The organism is Georgenia sp. SYP-B2076 (genome assembly GCF_003991205.1).
Classification (GTDB): Bacteria; Actinomycetota; Actinomycetes; order Actinomycetales; family Actinomycetaceae; genus Georgenia.
Window position 1 is genome coordinate 43832 of sequence record NZ_RXOZ01000004.1, and the last position, 22349, is coordinate 66180.

The 22349-nt window shown below is 74.0% G+C and carries 16 protein-coding genes; 7 read left to right on the plus strand and 9 right to left on the minus strand.

The features are described from left to right. Positions 1-58: 58 nt before the first annotated feature. Together EJK16_RS02360 and EJK16_RS02365 are read left to right on the plus strand one after the other, a co-directional pair. The gene (locus EJK16_RS02360; protein WP_240645728.1) at positions 59-4132 is read left to right on the plus strand and encodes a Pls/PosA family non-ribosomal peptide synthetase; all 4074 of its coding nucleotides are present in this window, start codon (positions 59-61) and stop codon (positions 4130-4132) included. After that, positions 4129-5454: a M1 family metallopeptidase gene (locus EJK16_RS02365; RefSeq protein WP_205739559.1), complete on the plus strand. Its 1326-nt coding sequence runs from the start codon at positions 4129-4131 to the stop codon at positions 5452-5454. Before EJK16_RS02360 ends, EJK16_RS02365 begins: the two co-directional genes overlap by 4 nt. 118 nt (positions 5455-5572) lie before the next feature. On the opposite strand, the gene EJK16_RS02370 is transcribed toward EJK16_RS02365, so the two are convergent. After that, positions 5573-6214, minus strand: coding sequence for a 4'-phosphopantetheinyl transferase superfamily protein (locus tag EJK16_RS02370; protein ID WP_164737176.1), 642 nt, complete (start codon positions 6212-6214; stop codon positions 5573-5575). Positions 6215-6548: 334 nt separating this feature from the next. Further along, positions 6549-8237 (minus strand): HNH endonuclease signature motif containing protein, encoded by a 1689-nt coding sequence (locus EJK16_RS02375; protein WP_127125968.1) that lies wholly within the window; start codon positions 8235-8237, stop codon positions 6549-6551. Positions 8238-8472: 235 nt separating this feature from the next. Between EJK16_RS02375 and EJK16_RS02380 the strand changes: the two genes are divergently transcribed. Continuing rightward, a complete protein-coding gene (locus tag EJK16_RS02380) occupies positions 8473-8652 on the plus strand; it encodes a hypothetical protein (RefSeq protein ID WP_127125970.1) in 180 nt (59 codons plus the stop codon). A 195-nt stretch (positions 8653-8847) separates the two neighbouring features. Here EJK16_RS02380 and EJK16_RS02385 read toward each other — a convergent pair whose 3' ends face one another. From EJK16_RS02385 to EJK16_RS02415, 7 genes are all read right to left on the minus strand, one after another. Next, entirely contained in the window at positions 8848-9798 is a 951-nt protein-coding gene (locus tag EJK16_RS02385; RefSeq protein WP_127125972.1) for a carbohydrate kinase family protein, read from the minus strand. 3 nt (positions 9799-9801) lie between these two features. Then, positions 9802-10785, minus strand: a complete 984-nt coding sequence (locus tag EJK16_RS02390; protein WP_164737177.1) for an SIS domain-containing protein — start codon at positions 10783-10785, stop codon at positions 9802-9804. 5 nt (positions 10786-10790) lie between these two features. Next, positions 10791-11645, minus strand: coding sequence for a carbohydrate ABC transporter permease (locus tag EJK16_RS02395; RefSeq protein WP_127125976.1), 855 nt, complete (start codon positions 11643-11645; stop codon positions 10791-10793). Beyond that, complete coding sequence (locus tag EJK16_RS02400; RefSeq protein WP_240645729.1) at positions 11642-12676, minus strand: carbohydrate ABC transporter permease; 1035 nt, start codon at positions 12674-12676, stop codon at positions 11642-11644. Before EJK16_RS02400 ends, EJK16_RS02395 begins: the two co-directional genes overlap by 4 nt. 6 nt (positions 12677-12682) lie before the next feature. Next, positions 12683-13828: an extracellular solute-binding protein gene (locus EJK16_RS02405; protein WP_205739560.1), complete on the minus strand. Its 1146-nt coding sequence runs from the start codon at positions 13826-13828 to the stop codon at positions 12683-12685. A 327-nt stretch (positions 13829-14155) separates the two neighbouring features. Further along, positions 14156-16360, minus strand: a complete 2205-nt coding sequence (locus EJK16_RS02410; RefSeq protein ID WP_205739561.1) for an acyl-CoA dehydrogenase — start codon at positions 16358-16360, stop codon at positions 14156-14158. Between the two features lie 43 nt (positions 16361-16403). Then, positions 16404-17138, minus strand: a complete 735-nt coding sequence (locus EJK16_RS02415) for a TetR/AcrR family transcriptional regulator (protein WP_127125982.1) — start codon at positions 17136-17138, stop codon at positions 16404-16406. Positions 17139-17243: 105 nt separating this feature from the next. On the opposite strand from EJK16_RS02415, the gene EJK16_RS02420 reads away from it, so the two are divergent. From EJK16_RS02420 to EJK16_RS02435, 4 genes are all read left to right on the plus strand, one after another. Further along, positions 17244-18596 carry an acetyl-CoA C-acetyltransferase gene (locus EJK16_RS02420; protein WP_127125984.1) on the plus strand — a complete coding sequence of 451 codons (1353 nt, stop codon included), beginning with the start codon at positions 17244-17246 and terminating at the stop codon, positions 18594-18596. Beyond that, a complete protein-coding gene (locus tag EJK16_RS02425; RefSeq protein ID WP_127125986.1) occupies positions 18593-19975 on the plus strand; it encodes a 3-oxoacyl-ACP reductase in 1383 nt (460 codons plus the stop codon). The genes EJK16_RS02420 and EJK16_RS02425 overlap by 4 nt, the downstream gene beginning before the upstream one ends. Continuing rightward, complete coding sequence (locus EJK16_RS02430; protein ID WP_240645730.1) at positions 19972-21105, plus strand: MaoC/PaaZ C-terminal domain-containing protein; 1134 nt, start codon at positions 19972-19974, stop codon at positions 21103-21105. The genes EJK16_RS02425 and EJK16_RS02430 overlap by 4 nt, the downstream gene beginning before the upstream one ends. A 418-nt stretch (positions 21106-21523) precedes the next feature. Further along, the gene (locus EJK16_RS02435; RefSeq protein WP_127125988.1) at positions 21524-22261 is read left to right on the plus strand and encodes a MerR family transcriptional regulator; all 738 of its coding nucleotides are present in this window, start codon (positions 21524-21526) and stop codon (positions 22259-22261) included. Positions 22262-22349 lie beyond the last annotated feature (88 nt).

A 22349-nucleotide genomic window follows, 5' to 3' on the forward strand; every position in this document is an offset into this window, starting at 1 on the left:
CCGCGGCCAACCTGACGCCGCCGGACGGCGGCGCTCGATCGCCTGAGGAGAAGCCCCCGTGAGTGCCCCGTCACCGTCGGTCGACCCGGACCCGTTGCTGGCCGGTGACCGCGTCCCCGAACCACGCACCCTGGTCGACGTCCTCGCCGCCACGGCGGCCGCGTTCCCCGCGGCCCTCGCCATCGACGACGGCGACGAGGAGCTCACGTACGAGGCCCTCCTCGAGGCCGTCGAGGCGCGGGCCGGCCGACTCGCGGCGGCCGGGGTGCGCCGCGGCGACCGCGTCGGGGTGCGCGCCACCTCCGGCACGGTGGACCTCTACCTCAGCATCCTCGCCATCCTGCAGGCAGGCGCCGCCTACGTTCCGGTCGACGCGGACGACCCTGACGAGCGGGCCGCCCTGGTCTTCGCCGAGGCGGACGTGGTCGGCGTCGTCCAGGGCGACGGCCTCCTCGCCCGCGCGGACGGGACGACCGTGTCAAGGCGCCCGGCAGCGGGGACCACCGGCGCGGCAGCGGGGACGACCGGCCCGGTGGTGGGGACGACCGGCGCGGCAGCGGGGACGACCGGCCCGGTGGTGGGGACGACCGGCGCGGCAGCGGGGACCACCGACGGCGCCGCGGCGGCGCCCCGCCCGGATGGCACCCCGGACGCGCCCGAGGCCCCCAGGCTGGACGACGACGCGTGGGTCATCTTCACCTCCGGCTCCACCGGCAAGCCCAAGGGGGTGGCCGTCACGCACCGCAGCGCCGCCGCGCTGGTGGACGCGGAGGCCCGCCTCTTCCTCCAGCACGACCCCATCCACCCGGGCGACCGGGTCCTGGCCGGCCTGTCCGTGGCGTTCGACGCGTCCTGCGAGGAGATGTGGCTCGCGTGGCGCCACGGCGCCACCCTCGTCCCGGCGCCGCGTGCGCTGGTGCGCGCGGGCACGGACCTCGGCCCGTGGCTCGTGGAGCGGGAGATCACGGTCGTCTCGACCGTGCCGACCCTGGCCGGGATGTGGCCGGTGGACACCCTCGACGACGTGCGCCTGCTCATCTTCGGCGGCGAGGCCATCCCGCCGGAGCTGGCCACCCGCCTGTCCCGCCCGGGACGGGAGCTGTGGAACACGTACGGCCCCACGGAGGCCACCGTCATCGCGTGCGCCGCGCAGCTCGAGCCCCACGAGCCCGTGCGCATCGGGCTGCCGCAGGACGGCTGGGACCTCGCCGTCGTCGACGCGGGGGGCAACCCCGTCGCCGAGGGGGAGACCGGCGAGCTCATCATCGGCGGCGTGGGCCTGGCCCGGTACCTCGACCCGGAGCTCGACGCGAAGAAGTTCGCGCCGATGCCCTCGCTCGGCTGGGCGCGCGCCTACCGCAGCGGGGACCTCGTCCAGCTGGACCGGTCGGGCCTGATCTTCGTGGGCCGTGCGGACGACCAGGTCAAGGTCAACGGGCGGCGGATCGAGCTGGGCGAGGTCGACGCGGCGCTGCTCGGGCTGACCGGCGTGGGGGCGGCGGCCGCGGCGGTGCGCCACACCCCCACCGGGACCGCCGTCCTCGTCGGGTACGTCGTCCCGGCCGGCCCCGGGGGGCTGGACACCGGCGCCCTGCTCGCGGAGCTGCGGGAGGAGCTGCCGGCGTCGCTGATCCCGCTCCTCGCGGTCGTCGACTCCATCCCCACCCGCACCTCCGGCAAGGTCGACCGCGCCGCCCTCCCGTGGCCGCTGGACTTTGGGGCGCAGGAGCGCCCCTCGACCCTGACCGGGACCGCTGCGTGGATCGGCGAGCAGTGGTCGGCCGTGACGGGCGTGCGTCCCACCGGCCCGGAGGACGACTTCTTCTCCCACGGCGGCAGCTCGCTGACCGCCGCGCAGCTCGTCTCCGCGCTGCGGGCCCGCTATCCCGAGGTCACCGTCGCCGAGGTCTACCGCCACCCGGAGGTCGGTGACCTCGCCACCCACCTGGAAGCGAGCTACCCGGCGCCGTCCGCGAGCGCCACCGACGCCGACGCGCTCGGCGAGGCCCGCGAGGTCCGCCCGGTGCCCGTGGGCAGCCAGCTGGCCCAGCTGCTCGCGCTGGTCCCCCTGCGCACCCTCGTGGCGCTGCGGTGGCTGACGGCGCTGGCCGCGATGAACAACGTCCTCGACTGGGCCTGGCAGGTGCCCTGGGCCGTGCCGGTGCCGTGGTGGTGGGTGGCGGTGGGCTGGCTGCTCACGGTCAGCCCCCTGGGGCGCATGGGCGTCAGCGCCCTCGGCGCCCGCCTCCTGCTGGCCGGGGTGTCCCCCGGCACGTACCCGCGGGCGGGCGGCGTGCACCTGCGCCTGTGGGCGGCGGAGCGGCTGGTGGACGGCTTCGGCGCGGTGACCACCGCGAGCGCCCCGTGGGTGGCGCTGTACGCCCGGGCGCTCGGGGTGCGCATGGGCCGCGGCGTGGACCTGCACGCCGTCCCGCCCGTCACGGGCATGCTCACGCTGGGCCCGGAGTGCGCCGTCGAGCCCGAGGTGGACCTGTCCGGGCACTGGGTCGACGGCGACGAGGTGCGCATCGGGCGCATCGTCGTCGGGGAGCGGGCGACCGTGGGGGCGCGCAGCGTGCTCTACCCCGGCGCCCGGGTCGGCGCCGGGACCGACATCGCCGCCGGCTCGGCGGTGCACGGGCGCACCGGTGAGGACGAGTACTGGGCCGGGTCGCCCGCGGCGAAGGTTCACGACGCCCGGCACCCGTGGCCCTCGCGGCGCCCCGAGCAGCCGGCCGTGTGGGTGTGGGGCTACGGCCTCTCGGCGGCGACGCTCGCCCTGCTGCCGGTGGCCGCCGTCGCCGTCGGCCTGGCGCTGGTGGGCGTCGCCGTGCGCGGCAGCACGACGCTCGGCTCCGCCGTCGGCCCGGCGCTGCTGGCGGGCCTGGCGGCCACGGTGGTCGCGTACGTGGTGTACGCGGTGCTCGTCGTCGTCGCGGTGCGGCTGCTGGGCCTCGGCCTGGTCGAGGGCTTCCACCCGGTGCGCTCCCGCGTGGGGTGGCAGGCCTGGTGCACCGAGCGGCTGATGGACTCCGCCCGCACGGCGCTCTTCCCGCTGTACTCCTCGGTCGTCACCCCGGCATGGCTGCGGCTGCTCGGCGCCAAGGTGGGCGACGGCGTCGAGGCCTCGACCGTCATCGGGCTGCCCAGCATGATGCGCGTGAAGTCGGGGGCCTTCCTGGCGGACGACACCATGATCGCCCCCTACGAGCTCGGCGGCGGGTGGGTGCGGGTCGCGCGGGCGAAGGTGGGCCGGCGGGCCTTCCTCGGCAACTCGGGCATGACGGCGCCGGGACGCACGGTCCCGAAGAACGGCCTCGTCGCCGTCCTCTCGGCCACGCCGGCCAAGACCCGCGCGGGCTCGAGCTACATCGGCAGCCCGCCCGTGCTGCTCCCCCGCGCCGCGACCCTGGACGACGGCGAGCTCACGTACTCCCCGCCCGCGCGCCTGCGCCGGGCCCGGGCGATGGTCGAGGCGTGCCGCGTGGCGCCCGCCGTCCTCGTCGGGATCCTCGCGCTCGCCACGGCGCTGACGCTGCAGGCGCTCGTCCTCGCCGGCGGCTGGGGGCTGGCCGCGTGGCTCGGCGGGATCGTGCTGCTGGCCGCCGGGGCGGTGGCGGCGCTGGTGACGATCGCCGCGAAGTGGCTGCTCGTCGGCCGGGTCCGGCCCGGGGAGCACCCGCTGTGGAGCTCGTTCGTGTGGCGCGGCGAGCTGGCCGACACCTTCACCGAGATGCTGGCCGCGCCGTTCTTCGCCGACGCCGCCACCGGCACCGTCGCGCTGGTGTGGTGGCTGCGCGGCATGGGCTCCCGCATCGGGCGCGGCGTGTGGTGCCAGACGTACTGGCTGCCCGAGGCCGACCTCGTCCGCCTGGGCCGCGGCGCCAGCGTGGGCCCGGGCTGCGTGGTGCAGACCCACCTCTTCCACGACCGGATCATGAGCCTGGACACCGTGACCCTCGCGGGCGGCGCCACCCTCGGCCCGCACGGGGTGATCCTGCCCGCCTCCACGCTCGGCGCGGGCAGCTGCGTCGGCCCGGCGTCGCTGGTCATGCGCGGCGAGGGCGTGCCGGCCGGCACCCGCTGGGTGGGCAACCCCATCGCGCCGTGGCGCTCGGGCGGTGCCGCGTGAGCGCGACCGACCCCTATGAGCCGACCCACGGCTGCCGGACCATCCACGTCGAGCACTACGACCTGGACCTGTCCTACCGGGTGTCCACGAACCGGCTGACGGGCACCGCGGTGCTGCGGGTGCAGGCCCGCGAGGACCTCAAGGAGCTCGCCCTCGACCTCGAGGGCCTGACGGTGAAGAAGGTCGCCGTCTCGGGGGCCGCGCTGGCCAAGTACGCGCACCGGCAGTCGCGCCTGCGCCTCAAGCTCGCGGACAAGGTGGCCGCGGGGACCACGTTCGAGGTCACCGTCGGCTACGAGGGTTATCCGGCGCCGGTGCCCAGCGCCTGGGGCGAGGTGGGCTGGGAGGAGCTCACGGACGGCGTCATCGTGGCGAGCCAGCCCATCGGGGCCTCGTCCTGGTTCCCCTGCAACGACCTCCCGGCGGACAAGGCCACCTACCGCACCTCGGTGACGACGGAGAGCGCCTACCGCGTCCTCGCGCACGGCACCCTGGCCGGCCGCCACGTGCGGGCCGGCACCACCCGGTGGGTCTACGAGGAGCGGCACCCCACGAGCGCCTACCTCGCCACCGTGCAGATCGGCCGCTACGAGGAGGTCGTCCTGGCGGAGGGGCCGGTGCCCCAGCGCGCCCTGGTCCCGGCCCACCTGCGCGGTCTCGCGCGGGAGAAGCTGGCGTACCACGGGCAGCTCATGGGCGAGCTCACCGCGATGTTCGGGCCGTACCCGTTCAGCGCCTACACGCTCGTCTTTACCGACGACGAGCTTGAGATCCCCGTCGAGGCCCAGGGCGTCTCGATCTTCGGCACCAACCACCTGGCGGCGCAGGACGGCGAGGAGCGGCTGATCCCGCACGAGCTCGCGCACCAGTGGTTCGGCAACTCCGTCTCGGTGGACCGCTGGCAGCACATCTGGCTCAACGAGGGGTTCGCGTGCTACGCCGAGTGGCTGTGGTCCCCGCTCGCGGGCGGCGCGGGCACCGACGCGCTGGCCCGGACGTGGCACAAGCACCTCGCCGCCGACGAGCAGGACCTCGTCCTGGCCGACCCTGGACCGACGAACATCTTCGACGACCGTATCTACAAGCGCGGCGCGATGACCCTGCACGCGCTGCGCCTGACGGTCGGCGACGGGGTGTTCTTCCCGCTGCTGCGGGACTGGGCCGCGCGGTACCGGTACCGCGGCGTCACCACCGACGACTTCCGTGCGCTCGCCCTCGAGCACGCCGAGGCGGCCGGCGGGGACACCCTGACGCGGTCCGTGCGGTCGTTGCTGGCGAACTGGCTCGACGACGCGCGGCTGCCGGCGCTACCGAAGGCGTGAACCGGCACTGCAGAAGGCGGTGAGCGGCGCTGCCGAAGGCGGTGAGCGGCGCTGCCGAAGGCGGTGAGCCGGCACTGCCGAAGGCGTGAGCCGGCACTGCCGAAGGCGTGAGCCGGCGCTAGGGCGCGAGGGCCGCGGCGCCGTCGTGTACCCGGACCACGAGCCCGCGGGCGGCCGGTTCGGCGAGGTCCGAGCCGCCCGCCGCGAGGAACGCCACGGAACCGGCGATGCCCGGGTCCAGGTCGAGGTCCGCAAGGACGATGCCCGGGTCACCTCTCTCCGAATACTGACCCCCGGCGCCCGCGGCCGTTGCGGTCGGGGACGTTGCGCCCCGGGCCGTTGCGGTCGAGCCCGTTGCGGCCGCCTGCCGGCCGAGGCTTCGGGGGGCTGGCGCCCCGAGGACACATGCGGACCGCCCATCTTCACCGAGGTCGAGTCGGGAGGGCTCGAGGTCCAGGCCTGCGCCGAGGGCCTTGAGCACCGCCTCCTTCCGCGCCCAGAGCCGGGTGAGGGACGAGGCACGTTCGGTGGCGGGCAGCCGCCTGTACCGAGCCAGCTCGGATGGGGTCAGGGCGACGTCGGCGACCGGCGCGGCCCCCACCGTGAGCGAGGACTCGATGTCGATCCCGACCGGGCCGTCGGCGCACACGGCGACGCCCAGCAGGGGCCCGGACCGGGTGACGCTGACGTGCAACGGCGGTTCGACGCCCACCCGGACCCGGCCGTGCGGGCGCCCGCAGACGTCACACCGGGCCGACAAGGGAACTCCCTGCGGCGGCACGCCGAGCCTCTCGCCCAGAACGGCACGGAGCAGAGCCCGTGCCGTCACGAAACGCGCGGCCTGCCCCTCCGGCAGGGCCGCGGCCCTCTCGCGCTCGGCATCGCCCAGGACGGCAAGAATCGTGGCACGGGCAGCGATGCGGGCGATCGGTGTGGTCGACGGATCGAGAAGCCAGACGTCGACCGAGGCTGGGTGCCGATCGGTGTGCACCGTGCCATCTTGCCGCTCTCGTCCTCGACAGGTCGGCACGGCCGTCCAATCCGTGCTCGTCCCATGGATGGTCTGACGAGGTCAGGATTGAACGGCCTGGTGCCTAGAACGGCGGTGGGGCGTCGTCAACGTGCTGGTGGGAACCTGATGGGCCGGCGGCGAGCGCTCCCGCCGTTCTGGACAGGACGACTCCGGAGGTGCTGGATAGGGCGCCGGGGGGCCGGTCGGGTTTTCGCGTGTAGGTGTGGCCGGTGGGCGCGGTCCAGGTGATGGCACCGTCCGGGGCGCGGGTCGCGTCCCATATCTTTTGGGTCTTGAGGTTGTGGTGACGTCGGCACAGGGCCTGAAGGCGGATCTTGGTGGTCTGCTCGAGCTGGGCGGCCACGGCGGGATCGTAGGAGTCGATGTGGTCCAGGTCGGACTTCCAGGCGGGCTGCCGGCAGCCGGGGAAGGTGCAGGTCACGTCGCGGGCGATGACCGTGCGGGTCAGGTCCGCGCCGGGGCGGTAGGCGTGGGTGCCCAGGGCGGTGAACTCCCCGGCCGCATCGGTGAACAACGCCCGCCACGTCCCGTCCTGGGCGAGGCAGCGGGCCAGGTCGGCCGGGATGGGCCCGTGACCACCCAGCACGGCCGGCTCGTCGTCGGTGCCCAGCAGGGTGCCGGCGCCGATGGTGACGTGGACCTGGGCGCGCCGGCCGTGGAACGTGGGCAGGTCCTGTCCGCGGGGGTCGACGCCGCGGTCCAGGAGGGTCGTGAACACGTCTGTGAACGCGTCCGCGCGCCGCTGGTCCAGAGTGCGGGTGTCGGTCTCGAACTTGGCCGCCACGGCCAGGGAGTCCAGCACCACCCGGGTGGCCTCGGCCAGGTCCGCGCGGACCAGCGCGGCGACCCAGGCCATAGCGTCCCCGGCCGGCTCGATGCTCACGTGCCGCTGCGCGAGGGCCGCGGCGCGGCGTTTCGCGCCGGCGTCCGGGTCGGTGGTCAGCGCCCCGGCCCGGAGCCGGGCGTGGAGCTGCGGGCCCGTCAGGTTGGTCGCGTCGGGGAGCAGGTCCAGGATCACGCGGCGCTGCTCAGCGATCGACAGGCCCGGCTCCCGGGCGATCAGCACGGTGGCCTTGCGCGCGTCGATTCGGCCCGCGGCAAGGGCGTCGGCGACCTCGGGGTACAGGTCCAGGCCGGCCGCGAGGTTGACCTTGACCTCGGCCGCGCTGTGCGTGGTCCCCAGCCGGGCGGAGACCTCCGCGGTCACCGCCTGCACGGCGGCCGTGGACGAGCCACGCCGGTCCCACAGCTCCCTGACGACCCGGGCTTGGCTGGCCAGGGCCCAGGACGCGACCCGTTCCCAGCCCGCGATCGCCTCGACAAGGGTCGCGTCATCGAGATCCGCGACGGCCAGCTCGTCCAGCGCCACCACCAGCCCTACCCCCGGACGCTGCCCCTCTAACGCCACCGCCCCCGCAGACGTCAACCGGAACGCCGACACCACCGCGGCATCCTCGACCGCGGTGGTGACCTTGGCAGCGTCCTCGGCTGCGGTGGTGGCTTCGGCAGCGTCCTCGGCTGCGGTGGTGGCGACGTCCTCGACGGCGGTGGGGATCTCTTCGGCCACCCGGGTGGAGGGGGCCGTGGCGTCTGCGGACGCGGCATCCGCCGACGTGGTGACGTCACGGGCGTGGGCGGCAGGACCAGCCTCGAGGACCTCAGCGGCAGTCTCGGCGGCGGCGACACGCCGGGAGCCGGAAGGAAGCGGCAGCTCCCCGCCCGGCTCGACTCCCCCGTCGCCTGTGACCATAACCACACCCTACGAACGACCACTGACATCCGACCTGGGTCGCCCTCCACCTGCGGTGACACATACCGGGCGGCACACGCGACGTTCGCATCCGGCGCTAGGCCCGGCGCCCGTCGTCGCCGCAGCGGCCGGTCGCCGCACGCCGTCCATCGAAGCTCGCCACACAAGGGCGCCTCACCCTCTTGCCTCTCGTCGCGAACAGCGCACAATCGAATGGTCGGAGAAAGGAACGACGATGTGCTACGACAGCCGCTACAGCGAACGCACCACCCGCGCCGAAAGGGAGCGCTGGTGGGGCAGCAGGCAAAAGGAAGCGCCGAAGGAGGAAACCACCGCTGACAAGCCTGAGACCGTCGAGACGGAGGTCCCGGCAGAGTTCGTCATGGAGGAGTTCGAGCCCACGAGCGCTCACTAGTCCCTGCGCTCTCGTCCATCACCCACACACAACCTGCGGTAGCCCGGCGTCCTCGTGATGCCGGGCTCCGCCCGTCTTGGGACGCGGGCTGCCACGCCCCACCAGGCGCAGGCCAAGGACCCCGGAGCCGGCCGGGATCCGGTCCCGTCGTCGCGAAGCCGGCCCGGTCGTCCCTCAGCCGACCCCCGTCGTCGCTCAGCCGACCCGGTCGTCGTCGGCCTCGACCGCCGCCAGGAGGTCATCGCGCCCCGGATACCTGTCCAGCGACCCTCTCCCCACCACCGTGGAGGCGAGCCGCACCCCGGTGGTCAGGGCGGCCGGCAGGCTCGCGCCCTCGGCGAGATCGGCGAGCACGCCGGCCGCGAGGCTGTCGCCGGCGCCGGTGCTGTCCAGCGCGGCCACCGGCGGCGCGGAGATCCGCACCACGTCACCCGGTGGCCCCAGGGCCACCGCCCCGCGCTCTCCGCGTTTGACCACCACCCAGCCGCCGCAGCGGTCGACCAGCGTCGCGAGCGCCCGCTCGACGTCGTCCTCCCCCGTGAGCGCCAGGGCCTCCGGCTCGTTGGGCAGGAAGATGTCGACGAGCGGCAGCAGCTCGAGGACCTCGCGGACGGCACCGCCCTGCCAGTCGTCGGGATCCCAGCCGGTGTCGAAGAGCGTCACGGCCCCGTGCTTGCGGGCCCGCTGGAGCAGATGCGCCGTCGCCTCCCCGCGGAGCCCGGGGATGGAGAAGTACCCGGTGAGGAGCACGAGGTCCGCCTCGCAGGCCTGCACGGGCACGTCGCCCTCGCCGTAATTGGTCAGCACGCCGTGCGCGGTCAGGAAGGCGCGCTCACGGCCGGGTGCCTCGAGCGCGATCGAGATGCCCGTCTCCTGGCCGTGGACCACCTGCAGGTCAGCGCCGACCCCCGCGCGCCGGAGCTCGGCCGCCACCCACCGGCCGGCCTGGTCATCCCCCACCGCACCGAACAGCCGGTGGCGGACGCCGAGACCGGCGAGCGCCAGCGACACGTTCCCCGCCGCGCCGGCGGGCCGGACGGCGATCCGCTCGACCACGTCGTCGCCGCCCGGGCGTGGCAGCGCGGTCACCGGGCCCGCCAGCACGTCGAGCTGGATGTTGCCGATGACGTGAACGACGCGGCCCATCGACTAGTCCAGCTTCGTGTCGCCCTGCCGGTACCGGAACCCGCGAACGGCCAGGCCTCTCCGGTCGGCGAGGTCCCGTCCGAGGAGCTGGACCGGAAGGATCTGCAGCACCGCCCCCGCCAGCGCCGATGGGGGCCGCGGCAGGCGGACGACGGCGAGCGCGCCCGTCCCCGCAACATCCGGGCGGGTGGTGATCAGCAGGGTGTGGCAGCCGAGGGCCGCGACGTCGTGGGCGAGCTCCACCTCTCGGCCGTCCCCGACGATGATGCAGGCGGCCTGGGGATCCAGCGTCTCCATGGGCCCGTGGAGGTAGTTGCGCGTCTCGTGCGCCGCCGTGTGGAGGCGCGCCGCCTCCCGCAGCAGGAGAGCCCCCTCCCCCGCGGTGGCGTTGGAGGCACCCGAGCCCACGACGTCGACCAGACGCGCATGGTCGGACGCGTCCACGACGTCCTTCACCACCGGCTCCGCGGACCGCAGCACGTCCGCCACGAGCCTCGGCACTGCGGACCAGTCGCTGCCCCGCCCCGCCCACTGCTCACCCAGCATGCCCACGGCCTGGAGCGTCGCGGTGTACCCCGTGGTGTACACAGGGCTGTCCGGTCCGCTCTGCAGCAGCACGACCTCGTCCGCGACGGCGGCCAGGGGCGAGTCGCCGTCGTTGGTGACGCACACCTTCCGGGCGGCCACGCTCTCGAGCGCGGCGACCGTCTCGGCGCTGCGCCCGGACTCGCTCATGCCGACGTACACGTCGGCGCCCCCGTGGCCGCCGTCGGCGAGCTCCGCGGCCGAGACGGGAAACGCCCGCAACCCCCAGCTGCGCCACACGGGCGCGGCACCGCGGGCCACGTACTCGCTCGCGCCGATGCCGACGAGGGCGACCACGGCGTCGCGCGGCGGCGGCCTCAGCCGGGGCAGCGTCGTCGCCAGCGCCGCCGCGCTGGATTCCAGCGCCGCCGGCTGGGCGTCGATGCCCTCGTGGAACCGCACCGGCGTCACCCCTTCACCGCGCCGGAGGTGAGCCCTCCCACGATGTAGCGTTGGAAGACCAGGGCGAGGAGCACCGGTGGCACGGTGGCGAGGACGCCCCCGGCGGCGATCAGCCCGAAGTCGGAGGAGTACTTTCCGGTGAACTCGGCGATGGAGACCGGGATGGTCTTCGCCTGGGTGGTGGAGGTGAAGATCAGCGCGTAGAGGAACTCGTCCCACGCGAGCAGGAAGCCGAACATCGCCGTCGCCAGCAGTCCCGGGCTCGCGAGCGGCAGGATGATCCGGACGAGGGCGCCAAGGCGCGTGCACCCGTCGACCCGCGCCGCGTCCTCGAGGTCCGGCGGCATGCTCAGGTAGAAGTTGCTCATCGTCCACAGCGCGAACGGGGTGACGATGGAGCAGTAGGTCAGCACGAGCCCGGTCCTGGTGTCGAGGAGACCCAGGTTCGCCAGGGCGAGGTACAGGGGGATGACCAGGGCGATCGGCGGGAGCATGTAGATGGCCAGGAAGCCGAAGAGGGAGGTCCGCCGGAACCGGAACCGCAGCCGGGCGAACGCGTAGCCGCCGAGCGCTCCCACGGCGAGGGAGATCACCGTCGTCAGCGCCGCGACGATCAGGCTGTTGAGCATGGCCAGGCGGAAGGTGGCGGCGACATTGTCACCGCCGGGCGCCGAGGTGAAGATCTGGTGGTAGCGGCTCAGGGTGGGGTCGCTCGGCCACCAGTGCGGGTGCGCCGCGAGCAGCTCGGTGGACGGCGAGATGCTCGAGATGAACAACCAGGCGATCGGCGCCAGCACGATCACCGCCATCACCACCGCCGCGACGTGGATGCCGATGACGTACCTCGTGCTGGTCCTCATTCCACACCCGCCATCTGACCCTGCCTCAGGATCCGCAGATATCCCATCGCCAGCGCGAACACGGCCAGGACGATGAGCACGGCCAGCGCCGCCCCGTAGCCGAAGAGCTGGTTGGAGAAGGCCTGGAGGTAGGTGTAGAACGCGATGGTCTGGGTGCCGCTGGCCGGCCCACCACCCGTCATCACGTAGATGATGTCGAACACCTTGAACGCCTCGATCGTGCGCAGGATCAGCACGACGGCGATGCTCGGCGCCAGGAGCGGCATCGTGATCCGCCAGAAGGTTCGCCACGCCCCGGCGCCGTCCATCCGTGCCGCCTCGTACACGTCACCGGAGATGGTCTGCAGGCCCGCCAGGATGAAGAAGACGACGATCGAGGTGTTCTTCCAGACGTCCGCGACGATGACCATGTTCAGGGCGAGGAACGGCGAACCCAGCCACTGGTGCGGGGTGTCTGAGATGCCGAGGGTGCTCAGCAGCCCGTTGAGCGCGCCGTACTGGCCGTTGTAGATCCACCGCCACAGCGCGCCGTTGACGATGGTCGGCAGCGCCCACGGCAGGACGATGATGCTCCGCCAGAGCCACCGGGCCCGCAGGGGCGCGTTGAGGAGCAGGGCCACCGCGATCCCCAGGGTCAGCTCGGCCAGCGTGGAGACGAGCGTGAAGTACAGGGTGTGGCCGAGCACGGTGTAGAACGCGCTGTCCTGGAACACCCGGGTGTAGTTGGCCAGTCCGGCGAAGGGGTAGGACCCCGGCATGGGGCTGTTGATGTCGAAGAAGGACACCACGACCGTGCGCACCACGGGGTAGAGCACGACGCCGAAGACGACGATCGCGGCGGGGAGGAGGAGCGCGAGGGCGAGGCGGGCCTCGCCCCGGGCGCCGCCCACGCCGCCGCGACGGCGGCGCCCCCCGGCGCCGCCGGGGCTGACGTCACCCGGCCCCGTGCCCGCCCCAGGGGGGCCTGCCGCGCCGCCCGGACGCGCGCGGCCCGGACGTGCGAGGCGCGCCGGGCGACCGACGGTGGTCACGGCCCGCTATCCCAGCACTGAGGCCGCCTGCGAGGCGGCGTCGTCGAGCGCCTGCTGCGACGGCTTCTGGCCCAGCAGGGCCTTCTGGATCTCGGACTGCAGGGACTGCGAGATGGCGTTGTAGGCCTCGACCTGGGGCCGCAGGATCAGGTCCGCGAGCTGCTTCTTGGCCTGCGGGATGACCGCGGGGTTGGTCTTGATGACGGCGGGGTCGTCGTAGGAGCTCGTCCACACGGGCAGGGAGCTCAGGGCGTACTTGTTCTGCACCGGCTGGCTGGTCAGGTAGGTGATGTACTTCCAGGCGGCGTCCTGGTTCTTGCTCCCTGCCGCCAGGGCGAGCGCCATGCTGCCGTTGACGCCAGGGCGGCCGGCCGGGCCGGCGGGCGTCTGCAGCACCTGCACGTCGCCCGGGATCTGGCTCTGGGAGGGGTCGTTCGCCATGCCGTACATGTACGTCCAGTTCAGCGCGATGCTGGCCTGACCGGCGGAGAACACCCGCCGGACGTCCTCCTCGAGGGACTGCGTCGACGTGGGGTTGCTCAGACCGTCCACGACGCTCTGCCGCATGAACTCCAGCGCCTGCACGCCCCCCGCCTGGTTGAACGCGGGCTTGCCCGCGTCGTCGAGGAACTTCCCGCCGAAGGCGCCCAGCAGCTGGGCGTAGTCGCAGATCAGCGCCTCCGCCTGCTGCCAGGACCAGATCAGCGGGTACTGCACGACGCCGCCGTCCCGCAGCGAGCGCGCAGCGGCCATGACGCCGTCCCAGGTGTCGAGCTGGCCGGCGTCGACGCCGGCCTTCTGCAGGTGCGCGGTGTTGTAGAAGAGGTACTTGGTGTCCAGGATCCACGGCACGCCGTAGAACGCGCCGTCGAACTGCGGCGTGGCCACCGCGCCGGGGAGCATCTGGCTCTTCCACTCGGCGGGCCACTTGTCCGTCACGTCGGCCACGATCCGCTTGCTCCCGAACTCCGCGGGCCAGATGACGTCGATGAGGACGACGTCGTAGGTGCCGGCGGGCGCGGCGGCCACGATCTTGTCGTGCAGCGCCTCGTAGGAGACGAAGTCAGGCGTGACGGTGATGTCCGGGTTGGCCTTCTGGAACGCGGTGGTCATCTCGCGGATGTTCTCCTCGGAGTACCCCGCCTGTTTCATAAACAGGGCCCGGATACTGCCTTTGCCACTACCACCACCACCCCCACCACCGCCATTGCCCCCGCCGCACGCGGCAAGGAGGGCGCCGAGTCCCAGCGCACCGCCGGCGGCCAGGAACGCCCGCCGCGTCGGGGTGGCAGTGAAGAGCTGGGAGAGGACAGGTGCGTCATCGTCCATGATGAGTCTCCATCGACCAGGCAGAGCCTTGGTCACAGACGATAGACCTCTGTGTACGGGCGGCAAACGGACGGCGTTCGCCTCATCTGGCCCCCTCGGGACGGCCCGGCCACCCGCTACGCGGCAGGGGTCGCCAGCCGGGCCGACCGGCTACTCGGCGGGCGTCGCCAGCCCGGAGCGCTGCTGGCTGGCGTGGAGCTCCTTCTCGTTCACCGGCTCCAGGCCCGCGGCGCGCAGCCGCCGGAAGTACTCCCGGGCCTCGTGCTGGCGCTGCCCCTCCGCCCCGGTGGCGATCGTGGCCCGCAGGTGCGCGGGCGTGTACCCGAACGCCGCGACCAGGTCCCCCGCGTGCGGCCGCAGGCGCACGAGCAGCCGGTCGACGTAGCTGGTGACCGTCTTGGCGCGCTGGGCGGAGATCCGGCCGTTCATGAGGTACCAGGCGAGGTTCTTCTCGACCAGGGTGAGGCCGAAGAGGTCGCGCAGGGTGGTGAGCACCTCCCTCGTGCGCGGGTCCCGGACCCGGGCCAGCGCGGCCGTGAAGGCCTCCCACTGCAGCAGCTCGGCGTGCGCGCGGGCGGCCTCGATGAGCTCGTGCTGGTGCGCGTTGAAGACGGCGGCCGCCTCGACCGGCGAGGCGTGGCGCGACCGCAGGGCACCGGCGATCTCGGCGACCATCGCCTCGACCCGGTCCTCGAGGAGCTCGCGCTGGGTGTCGGCGGCGCGCAGGTGGCCGGCCGCGCGGGCGCGCGACCCCGTGTCGTGGATGGACTGCGCCGCCCGGCGCAGCGGCGTGCGGTGCAGCGTCATGTCCGCGGCCCGCGCGGCCACGTAGCGGGCGGCGCCGGCGATGTCGATCTTGGCCATGGACTTGCCGTAGTCGGTGAGCAGGCGCTTGCCGACGAGCTGGAGGAGCACGTTGTTGTCACCCTCGAAGGTGACGTAGACGTCCATGTCCTGGCGCAGCCCCGCCAGGCGGTTCTCCGCGATGAACCCCGCTCCCCCGCAGGCTTCGCGCGCCTCCTGCAGCGCGTCGAGCGCGAGCCAGGTGGTCAGCGGCTTGGCGGCGGCCGCCTGCGTCTCGAGGTCCTGGCGGTCGGCGTCGGTGTCGTGCGCACCGGAGAAGACGTCGTGGAAGCGCTCGAGCAGCTCCGCCTGCGCGAACGCCGCCGCGTAGGTGCGGGCGAGCAGCGGCAGCAGGCGGCGCTGGTGCTGCTGGTAGTCCAGGAGCACCACCTCGCCCGTCTCGTCGGCGCCGGTGAACTGGCGCCGCTCGAGGCCGTACCTCACGGCGATGTCCAGGGCCATCTTCGAGGCGGTCACCGCAGCGCCCGAGAGGGACACCCGCCCCTGCACGAGCGTGCCCAGCATGGTGAAGAACCGCCGCCCGGGGTTCTCGATGGGCGAGGAGTAGGTGCCGTCCGCGGTGACCTCGCCGTACCGGTTCAGCAGGTTCGCCCGCGGGACGCGGACGTGGTCGAACCACAGCCGGCCGTTGTCGATGCCGTTCAGGCCGCCCTTGACGCCGTCGTCCTCGGCGTGCACGCCGGGCAGGAGCACCGGGGCCCCGTCGGCGCCGTCGCCCCGCAACGTCACGTAGAGGGCGTGGACCCCGTGGTTGACGCCGCGGGTGATGAGCTGCGCGAAGACGACGGCGGCGCGGCCGTGGAGCGCTGCGTTGCCGATGTACTCCTTGCGGGCCGCGGCGATGGGCGTGTGGAGGACGAACTCCTCGGTGCCGGCGTCGTAGGTCGCCGTCGTGGCGATGGAGGCGACGTCGGAGCCGTGCCCGATCTCCGTCATGGCGAAGCAGCCGGGGACGGTGAGGTCCATGATCCCCGGCAGCAGGCGGGCGTGGTGCTCCGCGTTGCCCAGGTGCAGGACGGCGGAGCCGAACAGGCCCCACTGCACCCCGCCCTTGATCTGCAGCGAGGGGTCGGCGACGACGAGCTCCTCGAAGCCGGCGATGTTGCCGCCCGGGTCGTCCTTGCCGCCGAGGGCGACCGGGAAGGCGCGCAGCACCTCGCCCTGGGCGACCAGCGTGCGGAGCTGGCGCAGCACACGCTCGCGGTGCTCCGCCATCGGCAGCCCCTCGATCTTCTGCAGGTCGGGGTCCAGGGCGAGGTCGCGGGCCCGGCGGCGCAGCTGCCACCACCGGCCGTCGAGCAGCCTGCCCAGGGCGGTGACGTCGATCCGCTCGCCGGGCTCGGGCCGGACGGCGCCCGGGCTGGGCGGGGTGGCGGCCGACGGCGCACTCAGGTTCGCAGCGGCAGGCGCGGGCGCCGTCGTGCCGGGCGCCGTCGTGCTTGCGGCGGGCGCCGCGTCGAGGGGCCCGGTGGTTCGGGTGGTGCTGGTCATGGGTGCTCCGCTCGCGTCGTTGCTTCGGGTCACGTGGTTGCTGTCAGGTGGTGCGGCGGCGGGCGCGGCGGGTGACGCCGACGGCCCCGTCCCAGAGCCAGTCCGCCAGGTGCGCCGCGAGCTCCTCGCGGGTCATGCGGGTCAGCGCCGCGTCGACGCCGGGGGTGTTCGCGTCCGGGCCGTCGACCTGCTCGCCGATCCATCGCTCGGCCGCGCCGCGCACCAGGCCGACGACGCCGGACGCCCAGAGGTTGGCGACGGCGAGGGTCTCGTCGTCGACCGGCCCGTCCGCCGCCTCGTCCCCGCCCGCGCCGCGCAGCGCCGGGAGCAGCGACTCGGCGACCATGTCGTTGACCTCGGCGACGAAGCCCCGCAGGGCACCGGCGGCCGCGGCCGCCTCCGGGCGGGTGACGAAGGTGTAGACGTGCGGCGAGGAGGCCACCATCTCGAGGTAGACCGTGACCATGGCGGAGATCCGCTCCCGCGAGCCCTGCGCCCGGTCGGCCGCCTCCTCGAGCGCCCCGCGCATCCGCGCCAGCACGGCATCGCCGACGGCGGTCTGCAGGCCGGTCTTGTCCGTGAAGTAGCGGTAGAGGATGGACTTCGACGTCCCGATCTCGGTCGCGATCTCCTCCATGGACAGATCCGGCCCGAGGCGGTGCACCGCGCGTCGCGCGGCCCGCACGAGCTCGGCGCGCCGGGAGGTGCGGTGGCCCGCCCAGCGGGTGGCCCGCCCGTCCGACGGCTCCCCGTCCGTGCTGTCGGTGACCTGTATCACGCTACCGACAGTATCAGGTACTCTGGGTATCGCAATGGTGCCACCGCCACACGGGACCAACGTCCCGGCCGGCACCGCCCTCGCACCCAGGAAGAGGACGACGACGTGACCACTTCTGGCCTCTCGCCCCTGACCGGCGGCGCCCCCACGCGCGCCGCGGTCGTGGGCGCCAACCGCATCCCGTTCGCCAAGGCGGGCGGCTCCTACGCCAGCGCGTCCGACCAGGACATGCTCACCGCGGCCCTCGAGGGCCTCGTGGCCCGCTTCGGCCTGGCCGGGGAGCGCCTCGACGAGGTGGCCGCCGGCGCGGTGCTCAAGCACCCCAAGAACTTCAACCTCACGCGCGAGACCGTGCTCGGCTCGTCCCTCGACCCGCACACGCCCGCCTACGACGTCCAGCGGGCCTGCGGCACCGGGCTCGAGGCGATCATCGGCGTGGCCAACAAGATCGCCCTCGGCCAGGCCGAGGTGGGCGTCGGGGGCGGCGTGGACTCCGCCTCGGACGCGCCGATCGTGGTCTCGGAACGGCTGCGCAAGGCGCTGCTCAGGGCGTCGCGCGCGCGGACGCTGCCGGACCGGCTCAGGGCGCTGGCCACCGTCCGGCCCCGCGACCTCGCGCCGGTGGCGCCGGACGTGGCGGAGCCGCGCACGGGCCTGAGCATGGGCGAGCACCAGGCCCTGACGACGGCGCGCTGGGGCATCTCCCGCCAGGACCAGGACGCCCTGGCGCTGGCCTCCCACCAGAACCTCGCCGCCGCGTACGAGCGTGGGTTCTTCGAGGACCTGATCACCCCTTACCGCGGCGTCGGCCGCGACGAGTCCCTGCGCGCCGACACCTCCCTCGAGAAGCTGGCCAAGCTGAAGCCCGTCTTCGGGCAGCGCACGGCGACGGCGGACGGTCCCGCCCCCACGATGACGGCGGGGAACTCGACGCCCCTGTCCGACGGCGCGTCCCTCGTCCTGCTCGCCTCCGACGCCTGGGCCGCCGGGCGCGGGCTGCCGGTGCTCGCCCACGTCGTGGACGCACAGACGGCCGCGGTGGACTTCACCGGCGGAGCGGAGGGCCTGCTCATGGGCGGCGCCTACGCCATCCCCCGGCTGCTCACCCGGCAGGGCATGGGCCTGGGCGACTTCGACCTCGTCGAGATCCACGAGGCCTTCGCCGCCACGGTGCTGGCCACGCTCGCGGCGCTGGAGGACGAGGACTTCGCCCGGACCCGCCTGGGCCTGGACCGGCCGCTGGGCTCCGTGGACCGTTCGCGGCTCAACGTCACCGGGTCCTCCCTCGCCGCCGGGCACCCGTTCGCCGCTACCGGCGGCCGGATCGTCGGCGCGCTCGCCAAGCTGCTGCACGAGCGCGGCGAGTCCCAGGTCCGTCCGGGCGAGCCCGCCCGCGGACTGATCTCCGTGTGCGCCGCCGGCGGGCAGGCCGTGACGATGATCCTGGAGGCGGCGTGAGCGACAAGTACCTCGACCTGGTCAGCGGCGGGCTGCCCGCCGCCCTCGCCAAGAAGCTCGGCCTGCCGCGCCCGGCGCGCCTGCGCCGGACCGACCCGTCCTCGGTGGACGTGCCGCTCGCGCCCGGGCCGGTGCTGGTGCTCTCTGACCCGCGGTCCATGGGCGACGCCGACGCCGTGGCGGAGGGGCTCCTCGACTGGGACGTCGACGTGCGCCGCGACGCCCGGCTCGGTGAGCACGGGCGCTGGGGCGGGGTCGTCGTCGTCCTCACGCGCCTCGCGCACCCCGCCGAGCTGTCCGAACCCGCGCTGGCCCTCGGTTCCGTGCTGCGCCAGCTCGCGCCGGGCGCCCGCGTCGTCACCCTCTCCCGGCCCGCCCCGCCGGCCGGCCAGGACGGCGACCCCGCCGTCGCCGCCGCCCGCCAGGGCGTGGACGGGTTCCTGCGCTCTCTGGCCAAGGAGCTGCGTGCCGGCGCCACCGCCAACGGGCTCGTGCTCGGCGACGGCGTGGGCGTCGCCGCACCGTCGGTGCGCGGGGGCCTGCGGTTCCTGCTCTCGGCCCGCTCGGCGTTCGTGGACGGCCAGCTCCTCGCCGTCGGCACCGACGGCGGGCACCCGCCCGCGGACTGGGCCCGGCCCCTGGCCGGCTCGGTCGCCGTCGTGACCGGCGCCGCGCGCGGGATCGGCGCGGCCGTCGCCCGGGTGCTCGCCCGCGACGGCGCGCAGGTTGTGGGCGTGGACGTGCCGGCCGCAGGCGAGAGCCTCGCCGCCGTGATGAACGAGGTCCACGGGACGGCGCTGCAGCTGGACATCACGGCCCCCGACGCGGCCGAACGGATCCTCGCCGTCGCGCGGGCGCGCTACGGGCACCTGGACATCGTCGTGCACAACGCGGGCATCCTCCGGGACAAGCTGCTGGCCAACATGACGCCCGACCGCTTCGACGGCCTGCTCGCGGTCAACGTCACCGCGCCGCTGCGCATGAACGAGACCTTCGCCGTCCCCGGCACCCTCGGCGGCCCCGGGACCTCGCCGCGGATCATCTCGCTGGCATCGACGTCGGGCATCGCCGGCAACCGGGGGCAGACGAACTACGCCACCGCGAAGGCGGGCATCATCGGGATGACGCGTTCCCTCGCCCCGGCGCTGGCGCAGGCCGGCGGCACGGTCAACGCGGTCGCCCCCGGGTTCATCGAGACCGACATGACCGCGACGATCCCGCCGCTGCCACGGCAGATCTCCCGCCGGTCGAGCTCCTTGCAGCAGGGCGGCCAGCCCGTCGACGTGGCCGAGGCGATCGCGTTCCTCGCATCCCCGCAGGCCGGGGGCATCAATGGGCAGGTGCTGCGCGTGTGCGGCCAGCTCCTGGTGGGGCAGTGAGCCGCCGGGGCGGTCCGTCCGGCCGGGGCGGCGCGGCGCCCGACGGCGGCGCCGGGCCCGACGGCCACGCGGGGCCCGACGGCGGCGCCGGCCACGACGGCCGCCGCGCCCTCCGGGGCACCGGAAAGCTCTCGGACCTGCCTGCGCAGGCGCCTCCCGGCTACCGCGAGGAGGTCCTCGCACGGATGCCGTCGCTGGGCGCGCTGTACGCCCGGGCGGTCGGGCGGACCCGCACCCTGGTCCTCTCCTCCGCACCGCTCGCACGCAGCGGCCTGCCCAAGGTCGTGCTCCGCGTGGACGGCGTCACGGCGACGGCCGAGCAGCTCTCCGACTACCAGCACCTGGTCGGCGAGCCGGGCACCGACGTCCTGCCCGCCGGGTACGTGCACGTCCTGGCGTTCCCGCTGGCGATGGCGCTCATGGTTCGCCCCGACTTCCCGCTGCAGGTCCTCGGCATGGTCCACGTGGCCAACCGGGTCGAGCAGCACCGGGCGCTCCGTCTCGGTGAGGCGTTCACCGTGCGCGCGTGGGCGCAGGACGCGCGGGAGCACGCCCGTGGCACCGAGGTCGACCTCGTGGTCACCGTGAGCACGGCCCCGGGCACCGGCACCGGGGTCGGCCTCGGCGGCGTCGGTGAGGAGCTGTGGCGCGGGGTCTCCACGTACCTGGCCAAGGGGCGCCGTCCGCGGGATCTCGAGGTGGGCGGGTCCGCCCCGCCCGCGCCGGACGAACGGCCGGCCGCAACCTCGCCGGACGATCGGGCCGCACGCGCGCCGGACGAGCGGTCCGCCGCACCCGCCGCCCTGTGGCACCTGCCGGCCGACGCCGGGCGCGCCTACGCCGCCGTCTCCGGGGACCGCAACCCCATCCACGTCTCGCGGCTGGGTGCCCGCCTCTTCGGCTTCCGTCGGCCGATCGCCCACGGGATGTACACCGCCGCACTGGCGCTCGCCGCAACGGCGCGGGACCGGGGCGAGGCCTTCGTCTGGACCGTCCACTTCGTCCGACCCGTCCTGCTGCCCGCGACGGTCGCCTTCGCCGCCGAGCGGACCGGCAAGGGGGTTCGTTACACGGCGTGGTCGCCCCGCTCGGGCAAGCCTCACCTGGGCGGCACCGTCACGCCGCTCTGACGTCGGCGCGCACCGTCGTCGCACGGTCCTTGGGCCGTCACGGGCCGTCCGGTGCGTCGCGGACGGCGTCCGGGCACGGCCCCGAGCGCCGTGACCGGACGGCGAGCGCGAGGGGCAACCACCGCCGTCGTGTGACTCTCCCCACGCGTGGGACCGGCTCCGGCCGGGAGTTATCCACCCCCTTTTCCCACAGGCTTGTGCACATACCCACAGGCGCGCCGTTAGCGCTGTGGATAACCTGTTCCATCCGTCCGCAACAGGTGTCGATGCGGGCGGCCTGGCCCGTCGGCCGCTACGCAGCGGCGGGGTCGGCCTCACCTGCGCGCTACACTCCCGCGCCCCGCGGGCCTCTCGTGGCCTTGACCTTGACGTTACGTCAACGGGCATGCTGGACGGACACCGGGAGGAGGCGGCGAGGATGGAGTGGTCGATCGGAGAGATCACCAAGGTCACGGGCACCACCAGCAGGACCCTGCGTCACTACGGCGACCTCGGGCTCCTCGAGCCCTCCAGGATCGGCCGGGGCGGCTACCGCTACTACGACGAGGACGCCCTCGTGCGGCTCCAGCGCATCCTGCTGATGCGCGAGCTGGGGCTCGGGCTGCCCGCGATCGGTGCGGTGCTCGCGGGCCGCCAGGACGTCGTCGGCGCGCTCGCCACCCACCTCGACCTGCTCCGGCGGGAGAAGGATCGGCTCGAACGGCAGATCGCGTCGGTGGAGGTCACCATCCGCAAGAGGAACGAAGGAGAAGAGCTGATGGCACAGGAGATGTTCGACGGCTTCGACCACACGACGCACAAGGACGAGGTCGAGCGGCGATGGGGCCAGGACGCCTACGCCAGGGGTGACTCGTGGTGGCGCTCGTTGTCCCCGGAGGAGAAGGCGGACTTCCAGCGACGGCACAGGGAGATCGCGGCCGACTACGCCCGCGCCCTCGCGGGCGGCGCCGACGTCGGGAGCGACGAGGTGCAGGGGATCGTCCGACGGCACCACGACTGGCTGGCGGTGAGCACCGGGCCCGTCTCCAAGGAGTACTTCCTCGGGCTCGGCGACATGTACGCGACCGACCCGCGGTTCGCGGCCAACTATGGCGGCGACGACGGTGCCCGGTACGTCCGCGACGCGATGCGCGTCTATGCCCGTCGGAACCTTTGACCGACGCGCGACCGATCGCCGCGGGTCCACGACCGATCGCCGCGGAGCCGCGGCAACACCCGCCGCGGCAGCACCCGGCGAGGTAGCA